Below are 11614 nucleotides of genomic sequence, written 5' to 3'. Positions count from 1 at the left end.
ATTAAAAATACGCGTCGATAATGGACCAGAATTTACAGGAAAAACCTTTATAAACTGGGCTAAATCACATGATATAGCCATTGATTATATAGAGCCCGGTAGCCCATATCAAAACGGGTACATTGAACGATTTAATCGCACCTATCGTACTGAAGTACTCGATTTATATCTTTTTAACAACTTAGCGCAAGCAAGGAGAATAACCGAAGAATGGTTAACGATTTATAACACCGAAAGACCGCATGAGGCATTAAATAACATGACACCGCTCGAATATAAAACACTAAAACAAACAGCATGATTTTCTACTTGAATCTTGTACTAAGTTTGGGGTATTTACATTAAAAATTTATCTTGTGGGGATGTTATCCTAACAATAGAAGAAGAAAATTCAAATAATATTTTCTTTTTTAAAGTAGATAAAATTATTAAAGGTAAAGAAAGTAATACTGAACATCTTGTTAGTCTTTCTGAGAATGAAGCAGATGGACCTTTTATCTTAGATAAAGACTCTAGAGATATTTTAGAGAAAACTCACAATAAGTTGGTTAAAGGCAAAAAAAAGAAGCTTAAAAAGGAATGATTTAGTTTTAAATTAAATAACATTATCAATCTCCAACTTACAATACTCAACAGCATCATGTAGCATCACAAAATCAGCGATATCGTATAGTGTTTTCTGCGTTTGATAGAATACATAATTGTGTTCGTCGTCGCTGTTGATAATATAGCATTCGCCCGATAATTCATTTTCGTAATCGTCGGGCGTCATCTAATATAGATTGGTAGTGTGTAGTTTATTGATATCATGATTAGCAAAGTGTGAGTTTTATCCCTGTTTTACCCAGTTGATAAAATTAGAGTTTTAGGTAATCATTGCAAAGCCTTGTAAGATAAAGCTTTAGAATGGTACGCCCGGGTGGACTCGAACCACTGACCCCCACCATGTCAAGGTGATGCTCTAACCAACTGAGCTACGGGCGTATATTTGAAACACGCAAATATTAGCTGGCAAATTGATTTGTAGCAAGTAAAAAAATAAAAAAATAGCTGTTTTTTTAATCTTTCGAACTAAATGGGTTGTAAAATAAACATTATTTGCTTGCGATTTAAATAAAATCATCATATTTGAATCAAAAAATCTTTTCTAAAAAATTTTTTATTATTGGGATGAATTGTAAATTTATGTGATTTCGTGGTGGTTTGTTTAAATTAATTTAGCTATACTCGCTACTTCAAGTTAGGCGTAACATGTTTAGGTTTGTATGTCGATAAAAGATCAGATTGAAGATGTTTTGCAAAATGTTTTTGGTTACAAGTCATTTAGAAATCAACAAAGAGAAATAATTGAATCTATTATCGATGGACGTGATACTTTAATAATTATTCCTACAGGCGGCGGGAAATCTTTATGTTATCAAATTCCCGCAGTTTTATTACCAGGGACAGCAATTATTGTATCCCCTTTAATCTCTTTGATGAAAGATCAGGTTGATCAGTTATTGGCTAATGGTATTTCTGCCGCCTATCTTAATGCCTCACTATCATCGGCCGAGCAACAAGAAGTTATCAAAAAATATTTGGATCACTCCATAAAGCTGTTATATGTTTCTCCTGAACGATTAGCATTACAGGCTTTTTCTACATTAATCGATGAATATCCACCTTCTTTAATTGCTATTGATGAGGCGCATTGTATTTCACAATGGGGACATGATTTTAGGCCTGATTATCGTCAATTAGGACAACTTTCAACTCGTTTTCCTAAAGTACCCATTGTTGCATTAACCGCAACTGCCGACAAAATGACGCAGACTGATATTATTCATCAATTAAATTTGGTTGATCCATTAGTAATAGTGCGAAGTTTTGATCGGCCAAATATTCGTTATACGGTGGTCGAAAAATTTAATCAAACTGAGCAGGTTGTTTCGTTTATTGAGACACAAAAAGGCAATAGTGGCATTATTTATTGTTCTAGCCGTTCAAGAGTGGAAGATATGACCACTAGACTTGCTGCGCGAGGATTTTCCGTTAAAGCTTATCATGCAGGGCTGTCTAATAATGAGCGCCAACAAGCACAGGAAGATTTTTTAAAAGACAATGTACAAATTATTGTAGCAACGGTTGCATTTGGTATGGGAATTAATAAACCCAATGTGCGTTTTGTTATTCATGCAGACTGTCCGCGAACGATTGAAGCTTATTATCAAGAAACGGGGCGAGCGGGGCGTGATGGCGTACCTGCTGAAGCGATGCTACTATTTAATAGTAAAGATCTTAATTGGTATCAACAACAAGTTATTGAGAAAAGAGAGGGCCAACATAAACTAGTCGAATTGCAAAAAATTGATGCAATGGAGGCTTTTGGGCAAAGTTTGACTTGTCGGCGCATTGTGTTGCTTAATTATTTTGGTGAACAACGGGAAGAGCCTTGTAATAACTGTGATGTTTGTTTGTATCCACCTGAACTTTATGATGGCTTAATTGATGCACAAAAAGTTTTATCTTGTGTTTATCGCGTTGAACAACGTTATGGGGCGCAATATATTGTCGATGTTTTACGTGGCTCTGGGCGCTCTCAAATTAAAGATAATGGTCATAATAAATTATCTGTTTATGGCATTGGTAAACAGCATTCATCTGGCTATTGGCTCAGCGTTATTAGACAGCTGGTTTATTTGGGATATTTAAACCAAAATATATCAACTTATACAACCCTGCAATTAACACAAAAAGCACGTTTAATTCTTCGGGGAGAAATATCACTTTCATTGGCTAAACCTCGTTTAGAAATGGTTAAGAAAAGCCGTATAAATCGTTACGCTAGAGCAATCAATTTAACAACTATTTTAGCCTACGAAGAGCGAATTTTATTTAATAACCTTAAACGATTGCGTAAAGATATTGCCGATACCGAAGATATTCCACCCTATATTGTTTTTAGTGATGCGACTTTGCTTGAAATGGTTCAAACTAAACCTGAAAGTAAAAAGCAGCTCATTAATATTACTGGTGTAGGTAAAATCAAGTTGGAAAAATATGGTAATTTGTTCTTAGATGAAATTAATGAATTCATAGTAAAAAATTTGTAACAATTTTACATTAATTACATATAATGCTTAATTTTAGAACAGTTTGATTCTTTTTTAATTTGTAATCAATCAGTGCAAATGGAGATTTATATGTCAACAATGAGCGATATGCCACAAATGCTCGCGTTAGTATTGTTATTGATAATTCTTTACTTTGGCGATATTGTTTCAACACGTACTAAAGCATGGATCCCTTCTGTTTTTGTTTGTGCGGTACTTTTTTTAGTTGGTTACTGGACATTTTTCCCTCCTGATATTGTTGCAAGAGCAGGTATTCCTACTGTAGTTGCTGTTATGTTTATGTATTTATTAATTGTTAATATGGGAACGTTATTATCGGTAAAAGAGTTATTACGTCAATGGAAAACAATTTTAATTTCGCTTGCGGGTATTGTTGGTATTATTACTATTACTGTTTTTGTCGGTTATCTATTTTTTGATTATAACACTATTATTATTGCTATTCCGCCTTTAGTTGGTGGTATTGTTTCGGCTATTATTATGGCAAATGGTGCAACCGAAGCGGGATTACCCGATCTTGCTGTTTTTGCTATTATAATATATGTAATGCAAGGCTTTGTAGGTTACCCACTTACCTCAATTATGCTTAAGCGCGAAGGACGAAGAATTCTTAAAATATATCATGAAGGTAATTGGAATTCGAATACTAATCAACGATCTAAATTAGATGAACAAAATAGTACGTCATCAGATGGAAACCCAATGCCAAGTTTATTTGCAAAAATTCCTACGCAATACAATTCATCTTATTTTATCTTTCTACGTATTGCAACAGTTGGCTTGTTAGCTTATTTCGTATCTGAAGTTTTAAAACCTATTGTAACCATAAATTCATTTGTACTTTGCTTATTATTTGGTGTTATCGCTTCTTCGATTGGTTTTTTAGAACGTCATCCATTAAAAAAAGCTGGTGGGTTTGGTTTAGCTGTAATGGGACTGATGTTATTCGTATTTGATACTCTTAGCCGAGCTACACCAGAAATGCTTATTCATCTTATCATACCTTTGATTGTTTTTATTTTAGCTGCTGTTGTCGGGATGTTTATTTTTTCAATAATCGTTGGTAAGTTACTGAAAGTGAGTAAGGAAATGGCATTTTCGATTGCGCTCACAGCGCTATATGGATTTCCTGCGGATTATATCATTACTAACGAAGTGATTAATAGTTTAACCCAAGATCCAAAAGAAAGAAGGGTGCTTACAAGTCATATGTTAGCTTCAATGTTAATTGGTGGATTTATTTCAGTAACTATCGTGTCAGTTGTTCTGGCTGGAATAATGGTTAATATGATTGTTGGACCATTAACGCATTAATTGTTGATGGAATTTATAGTTATGTAGGTATTATGTTTGAATTAGTTGTAGCGATTAATTTTCAAAAGATAGACTGTTTGTTCAGTTCGTTGATTTAATGACCACTAATCCGATATATATTGATTCAAAACAAATGTCTGAATAAATTGAAATTTTAAGGGTAGTAAAATGATAAATCAGAGTATAAAAACATTAATTAAGCAAAATATAAATGAAATGATAGCTTTTCGCCGTGATTTGCACCGACACCCTGAATTACCATGGGAAGAATTTAGAACCACCAATAAAATTGCTGCTGAGCTGGATAAAATTGGTATTCCATATCGTCGTACAGATCCAACTGGGATCATTGCTGATATTGATGGTACAAAACCAGGTAAAAGAATCTTGCTTAGAGCGGATATTGATGCTTTACCGGTACAAGAACTAAACCAAAATATCGATTATAAATCAACTATCGATGGCAAAATGCATGCATGTGGCCATGATACTCATGCTTCGATGCTATTAACTGCAGCTAAAGCACTTTGGGCAATTCGAGATCAATTACACGGTACTGTCAGGCTTGTTTTTCAACCAGCAGAAGAGATCGCTCAGGGTGCTAAAGGCATGATTAAACAAGGTGTGTTAGAGGGGGTTGATAGCGCTTTTGGTATGCATATTTGGTCGCAAATGCCTGTAGGTAAAGTATCTTGTGTGGTTGGTTCGAGTTTTGCTTCTGCTGATTTGTTAACGGTTCGATTTAAAGGTAAAGGAGGACATGGTTCTATGCCTCATGATACCGTTGATGCAGTAATGGTGGCCTCAGCTTTTGTTATGAATGTACAATCGATAATCTCTCGTGAAGTATCACCTCTTGACCCAGCAGTTGTTACCATCGGACGAATGGAGGTGGGAACACGCTTTAATGTGATTGCTGAAAATGCAGTTTTAGAAGGTACAGTGCGCTGTTTTAATATTGAGGTACGAGACAAAATTGAGGCAGCTATCCGTCGTTATGCCAATCAAGTGGCTGCAATGTACCGTGCGACGGCTGAAGTAGAATACATTTACGGCACTTTACCTGTAATCAATGATAACGAAAGTGCTTTACTTGCTCAAAAAGTCATTGTTGAATCATTTGGTGATGAGGCACTTTTCTTTGAGCCGCCAACAACCGGTGGTGAAGATTTTAGTTATTACACTGAAAGTATTCCCGGTGCATTTGCATTAGTTGGTTCAGGTAATCCTGAAAAAGATACCAAATGGCCACATCATCATGGTTGTTTTAATGTCGATGAAGATGGTATGGCATTGGGGGCTGAATTTTACGCTCAGTATGCTTGGGCATATTTGAATCAAAACTAATCTTAATAAAATTTTAACTATGGTATTAGTTTCGGTAATGTTTGATTTATTTATATATTTAATTAATAATTTGATTTTCTAGCTTCATTGTAGCTTCATAAGGATTAGAAATTATTTTTTTCGATCAATTTCATATATTACCGTTTTCTAATTTGATTGAATATCAACCTGATTAAGCTATAATGCGATAATTATTAAATAAATTACAATTATAATGATTATCGGTTTTATTGGTGCGGGTAAAGTGGGTTGTACTTTAGCGAAATATTTTTCTTTATGTGGAATGCAGATCGCTGGGTTTTATAGCCGAACTTATGAGCACGCAAAGGTAGCAAGTGATTTTACCCAAAGTCAAGCATATGCAACTTTAGCTGATTTAGTTAATGATTGTGATTGTTTATTGGTTACTGTATCAGATAGCCAAATAGCTACTGTTTGGCAAGAACTTTGCCAATTACCTATTACTAATAAATGGATCGGTCATTGCAGTGGGCTGTTGACGTCACATATATTTAGCCAGCAAAAAATCGTTCATCCATTTGCGTTTTCATTGCATCCTTTATATGCCATTTATGATAGATTTGAATGCTATACCGCTATGTCAGGTGTTTCTTTTACCCTTGAGGCAAATGAAAGCATTATTCCTCAATTAAAAAACTTTTTTGTTTCACTAAAAAATCCTTTAGCCATTTTACCTGCGAATAAAAAGCCACTTTATCATGCGGCTTGTGTTATGTTGAGTAATCAAGTTATTGCATTGGTACAACTTGGTATTGATTTACTTGACCAATGCGAGTTAGATTCTGAGTTTAGTGAACAAGCGTGGCATCTATTATTCTTAGAAAATGCTAAAAATATATGTGAAGTAGGCGTCATTGATGCCCTAACTGGACCTGTCGAGCGAGGCGATATTGAAACGATCAAACAACATATAATGGCTATGCCGGTCGAACTAAAACCTATTTATCAGCAGTTATCTGCTATTTTACTTAATATCAGTCGAACAAAACATCCAAGCAAGGACTATCGACAATTAAAATTGGAGCTGTTACCTTGAAAAACACGATTGCCACTTTAAAAGAACGTAAACAAAATCGACAAAAAATTACCATGCTAACCGCTTATGATTACACTACAGCTAAATTAATGGATGAAAGTGGTGTAGATTGTTTATTAGTGGGCGATTCTTTAGGTATGGTGATGCTGGGTTACGATAGCACGGTATCGGTTACTATGGAAGATATGATCCATCACTCCAAAGCGGTTGCAAGAGCAGCTAAGTCCGCATTTGTTGTCACTGATTTACCTTTTATGTCTTATCAAACATCTGTATATGATGCAGTTTTAAATGCTGGTCGCCTAATCAAAGAAGGTCAAGCTCAAGCGGTTAAACTTGAAGGCGGGCAAGCATTTTTTGAACATATCAAAATGATTACACAAGCTTCCATTCCCGTTGTTGCACATATTGGGCTCATGCCTCAATCTGTTCTTGCTTTAGGGGGATATAAAGTTCAAGGTAAAGATTATCAAGATGCAAAAAATATTGTTCTTGATGCATTAGCGGTTGAACAAGCGGGTGCGATTGCGATTGTACTTGAATGTGTACCTGCTGATTTGGCAAAATTGATCTCACAATTAGTGAGTATTCCAACTATTGGTATTGGTGCAGGTGTAAATTGTGATGGGCAGGTGCTTGTTTATCAAGATATGCTGTCTATGTATAACGGTGTTTCTTCAAAATTTGTCAAATCTTTTGCCCCAATTGGTAATCATATGAAACAAGCGTTTACTGACTATTGCCAAGAAGTAAAACAGCAACAATTTCCTACTTCAACCCATGAATTTGCCATTGATGGTGAGGTAATGAACAAACTTAAATCTGAGTTTCAATCATAAGGGATAACGAAATGAATGTTGTAACGACAATTGGACAAGTACGAGAACAAGTTAAAGCTTGGCGTCAAGCTGGCTATAGTATCGGGCTTGTTCCCACCATGGGTTATTTACATGAAGGCCATCAAAGCTTAATGGCCGCGGCTAAAAGGGATAACCAAAAAGTTATTGTGACGATTTTTGTTAATCCTATACAATTTGGACCTTCAGAAGATCTTGCTAGTTATCCTCGTGATTTAGAGCGAGATAAAATTGTTTGTGAGAAGATAGGGGTGGATTTGATTTTTTGTCCAACTGCCAGTGAAATGTATGATGCTAATTTTAACAGCTATGTTGATGTTAATGGTTTAACAGATGCTTTATGTGGAAAAAGGCGCCCAGGACATTTCAAAGGTGTTTGCACTGTTGTCACAAAATTATTCAACATTACACAACCTGATCGTGCTTATTTTGGACAGAAAGATGCACAGCAGCTAGCGGTAATTAAACGAATGGTCAGTGATCTGAATTTCGATATTGATATTATAGGTTGCCCGATTGTGCGTGAAGCAGATGGACTGGCTAAAAGTTCTCGTAATAGCTATTTGTCTGAACCTGAAAGATCCGCAGCCGTGTGCCTTTATCAAGCAATTGAATGTGCCAATGCAATGATAAAGCAGGGGGAAAAGTCGGTAATTGTTATAACAAAAGCTATGCATGATCTTATTGTCAACCAACCTTTAGCCAAGATTGACTATATTGAATTTGTCGATCTAGCATCATTAACATCTGTTGATATTCTTGAGAAAGATAGTTTATGTGCGTTGGCGGTTTATATTGGTAAAACACGATTAATTGATAATTTTATTTATCAACATCACTAATTATAAACACTATTTTTAGTAATAGTGACAAAAAGATCGCTTAATTCAAGGTGATTTTTTTGTATTATTCATCGTATTATTAAAATTATTTAAAAGTAGATTAAATCAATGAGTTTATTATTATGGCAATTTATTGTTTGACTATTTTACTGTAGAATAATAATCATTTTATGCCTTAAATCAGGATTTATGCATTAATTATGAAAAATACGACTTACAATCCACAAGAAATCGAACAACCTATTTATAAGCATTGGGAAGAAAGTGGTTATTTCAAACCCAATGGTGACAAATCACAGCCAAGTTATTGTATTGCCATTCCACCACCGAATGTGACAGGTAGTTTACATATGGGGCATGCTTTTCAGCAAACCATTATGGATGCATTAATTCGTTATCATCGTATGCAAGGTAATAATACCTTGTGGCAATCGGGTACCGATCATGCCGGTATTGCAACGCAAATGGTGGTAGAGCGCAAAATTGCGGCTGAAGAAAATAAAACACGCCATGATTATGGGCGTGATGCTTTTATTGACAAGATTTGGCAATGGAAAGCCGAATCAGGCGGTAGCATTACTAAGCAAATGCGTCGCTTAGGGGATTCGGTTGATTGGGATCGCGAACGCTTCACCATGGATGAAGGTCTATCAAATGCAGTAAAAGAAGTTTTCGTGAGATTATATCAAGAAAATCTCATCTATCGTGGTAAACGTTTAGTCAATTGGGATCCAAAACTACGTACAGCTATTTCTGATCTTGAAGTTGAAAACCGCGAAGTTAAAGGTTCAATGTGGCATTTACGTTATCCGTTAGCTGATGGGGCTAAAACAGCCGACGGCAAAGATTATTTAGTTGTGGCAACTACTCGTCCTGAAACCTTATTTGGGGATACAGGGGTTGCGGTGAATCCTGAAGATCCTCGCTATAAAGATCTGATTGGTCAATTTGTCATATTACCATTTGTTAACCGCCGTATTCCAATTGTGGGTGATGAACATGCCGACATGACCAAAGGTACTGGATGCGTAAAAATCACCCCTGCGCATGATTTTAATGATTATGAAGTTGGGCGACGTCATCAATTACCAATGATCAACATTTTAACGTTTGATGGGGATATTCGTCAGCAAGCTGAAGTATTTGATACTAATGGTGAACCAAGCAGGGCTTACGAATCAACCATTCCGGCTCAATTCCAGAATCTAGAACGTTTTGCAGCGCGTAAAGCAGTCGTTGCAGAATGCGAATCATTGGGTATTTTAGAAAAAATCGAACCGCATGATTTGACCGTTCCATATGGTGATCGTGGTGGCGTTGTGATCGAACCTATGTTAACCGATCAATGGTATGTGCGAGCAAAAGTGCTTGCCGAGCCAGCTATTGATGCAGTAAAAAATGGTGATATCCAATTTGTACCAAAACAGTATGAAAATATGTATTTTTCTTGGATGAATGATATTCAAGATTGGTGTATTTCACGTCAATTATGGTGGGGACATCGTATTCCGGCTTGGTATGATAAACAAGGTAATGTTTATGTTGGCCGTGACGAAGCAGAAGTGCGACGCGAGAATAATCTATCGAATGATATTGAATTATCGCAAGATGAAGATGTGCTGGATACTTGGTTTTCGTCTGCGCTTTGGACATTTTCAACGTTAGGTTGGCCGAATAATACTGATGATTTAGCCACCTTCCATCCAACCAATGTGCTCGTAACTGGTTTTGATATCATTTTCTTCTGGGTAGCTAGAATGATCATGATGACCATGCACTTTATTAAAGATGAACATGGTAAACCGCAAGTTCCTTTTAAAACGGTGTATGTCACAGGTTTAATTCGTGATGAAGAAGGGCAGAAAATGTCTAAATCTAAAGGAAACGTTATCGATCCTTTAGATATGATTGACGGTATTTCGCTGCCAGCTTTATTAGAAAAACGAACAGGCAATATGATGCAGCCTCAATTAGCTGAAAAAATTGCTAAACGCACTCAAAAACAGTTCCCTAATGGTATTGAGGCGCACGGTACTGATGCGCTACGCTTTACTTTAGCAGCGTTAGCCTCAACTGGACGTGATATTAATTGGGATTTAAAACGCTTAGAAGGTTATCGTAATTTCTGTAATAAACTTTGGAATGCTAGCCGCTATGTGCTGATGAATACAGAAGGGCATGATTGTGGCTTTAAAGGCGGGGATTTAGATTATTCTTTAGCAGATAAATGGATTTTAGCCGAATTTAATCAAACCATTAAAGCTTATCGAGACGCATTTGATACTTATCGTTTTGATTTAGCAGCTAATATTTTATATGAGTTCACATGGAATCAATTCTGTGACTGGTATTTAGAACTAACCAAATCCATTTTAGCCAATGGCGAACCGTCACAGCAACGCGCAGCTCGCCATACGTTAATTACGGTATTAGAAGCTCTATTACGTCTTGCGCACCCGATTATTCCATTTATAACCGAAGCAATTTGGCAAAATGTAAAAGGCTTAATGAATATAACCGCTGACACCATCATGTTACAGCCAATGCCTGCTTTTGATGAACAGCATTCAAATGATCAAGCAGTAGCTGATATTAATTGGATAAAAGATGTCGTGATTGCCGTACGAAACATACGTGCCGAAATGAATATTGCGCCAAGTAAACCACTACAATTATTGATTCGAAAAGGCTCTCCAACGGTACATCGAATCATCGCTGATAACATCAATTTTATTGAATCATTAGCAAGATTGTCTGAAATTGTTTTACTTGATGATGGTGAAACTGGACCATTATCGGTCACAAAACTGGTTGATGGCGCCGAGTTGCTAATCCCAATGGCTGGATTAATCAATAAAGAAAACGAACTTGCGCGTTTAGAAAAAGAAATTGAACGCATCAATGGTGAAATTTCTCGTATTGAAAATAAACTGTCTAATGCCAGCTTTGTCGATAAAGCACCAGCAGCAGTAGTTGCTAAAGAAAAAGAAAAACAACAAGGTTATATTGATGATAAAGCCAAACTGCAAGAGCAGTATGTTGCCATAAAAAATCTTTAATCTTCGTAATAAAAACCTCTCG

The 11614-nt window shown here is 36.1% G+C and carries 9 protein-coding genes and 1 tRNA gene; 8 read left to right on the top strand and 2 right to left on the bottom strand.

The features are described 5' to 3' along the window. On the top strand, positions 1–301 hold a 301-nt coding region (locus A9G23_RS02660; protein WP_141674895.1), incomplete at its 5' end, for an integrase core domain-containing protein. A 294-nt stretch (positions 302–595) separates the two neighbouring features. On the opposite strand, the gene A9G23_RS11460 is transcribed toward A9G23_RS02660, so the two are convergent. Both A9G23_RS11460 and A9G23_RS02655 read right to left on the bottom strand, forming a co-directional pair. After that, complete coding sequence (locus A9G23_RS11460; protein WP_176700591.1) at positions 596–772, bottom strand: hypothetical protein; 177 nt, start codon at positions 770–772, stop codon at positions 596–598. 135 nt (positions 773–907) lie between these two features. Next, positions 908–984 (bottom strand) — tRNA-Val (locus A9G23_RS02655). Between the two features lie 281 nt (positions 985–1265). Here A9G23_RS02655 and recQ point away from each other — a divergent pair. The 7 genes from recQ (at position 1266) to A9G23_RS02620 (ending at position 11592) form a co-directional block, all read left to right on the top strand. Then, complete coding sequence (gene recQ / locus A9G23_RS02650; RefSeq protein ID WP_065586153.1) at positions 1266–3095, top strand: DNA helicase RecQ; 1830 nt, start codon at positions 1266–1268, stop codon at positions 3093–3095. 108 nt (positions 3096–3203) lie between these two features. Continuing rightward, positions 3204–4430 (top strand): hypothetical protein, encoded by a 1227-nt coding sequence (locus A9G23_RS02645; RefSeq protein WP_065586155.1) that lies wholly within the window; start codon positions 3204–3206, stop codon positions 4428–4430. A 168-nt stretch (positions 4431–4598) separates the two neighbouring features. Continuing rightward, positions 4599–5777, top strand: coding sequence for a M20 family metallopeptidase (locus tag A9G23_RS02640; RefSeq protein WP_065586152.1), 1179 nt, complete (start codon positions 4599–4601; stop codon positions 5775–5777). 214 nt (positions 5778–5991) lie between these two features. Further along, positions 5992–6834: a Rossmann-like and DUF2520 domain-containing protein gene (locus A9G23_RS02635; protein WP_065586151.1), complete on the top strand. Its 843-nt coding sequence runs from the start codon at positions 5992–5994 to the stop codon at positions 6832–6834. Continuing rightward, positions 6831–7673 carry a 3-methyl-2-oxobutanoate hydroxymethyltransferase gene (panB, locus tag A9G23_RS02630; RefSeq protein WP_065586150.1) on the top strand — a complete coding sequence of 281 codons (843 nt, stop codon included), beginning with the start codon at positions 6831–6833 and terminating at the stop codon, positions 7671–7673. Before A9G23_RS02635 ends, panB begins: the two co-directional genes overlap by 4 nt. Before the next feature lie 11 nt (positions 7674–7684). After that, on the top strand, positions 7685–8533 hold the full coding sequence (gene panC / locus A9G23_RS02625) for a pantoate--beta-alanine ligase (RefSeq protein ID WP_065586149.1): 849 nt from the start codon (positions 7685–7687) through the stop codon (positions 8531–8533). A gap of 200 nt (positions 8534–8733) precedes the next feature. Beyond that, entirely contained in the window at positions 8734–11592 is a 2859-nt protein-coding gene (locus tag A9G23_RS02620; protein WP_065586148.1) for a valine--tRNA ligase, read from the top strand. Positions 11593–11614 lie beyond the last annotated feature (22 nt).

The sequence above is a fragment of the Gilliamella sp. App4-10 genome (assembly GCF_001690495.1).
Lineage (GTDB): Bacteria > Pseudomonadota > Gammaproteobacteria > Enterobacterales > Orbaceae > Gilliamella > Gilliamella apicola_G.
Note: the sequence above shows the minus strand (reverse complement) of the source record. Positions and strands in the feature narration are given on the sequence as shown.

Excerpts from the sequence above, each read along its gene's own strand:
- panC (WP_065586149.1), top strand. The coding sequence starts at position 7,685 with ATGAATGTTGTAACGACAATTGGACAAGTACGAGAACAAGTTAAAGCT.
- A9G23_RS02635 (WP_065586151.1), top strand. The coding sequence starts at position 5,992 with ATGATTATCGGTTTTATTGGTGCGGGTAAAGTGGGTTGTACTTTAGCG.
- A9G23_RS02645 (WP_065586155.1), top strand. The coding sequence starts at position 3,204 with ATGCCACAAATGCTCGCGTTAGTATTGTTATTGATAATTCTTTACTTT.
- A9G23_RS02640 (WP_065586152.1), top strand. The coding sequence starts at position 4,599 with ATGATAAATCAGAGTATAAAAACATTAATTAAGCAAAATATAAATGAA.
- A9G23_RS02620 (WP_065586148.1), top strand. The coding sequence starts at position 8,734 with ATGAAAAATACGACTTACAATCCACAAGAAATCGAACAACCTATTTAT.
- recQ (WP_065586153.1), top strand. The coding sequence starts at position 1,266 with ATGTCGATAAAAGATCAGATTGAAGATGTTTTGCAAAATGTTTTTGGT.
- A9G23_RS11460 (WP_176700591.1), bottom strand. The coding sequence starts at position 772 with ATGACGCCCGACGATTACGAAAATGAATTATCGGGCGAATGCTATATT.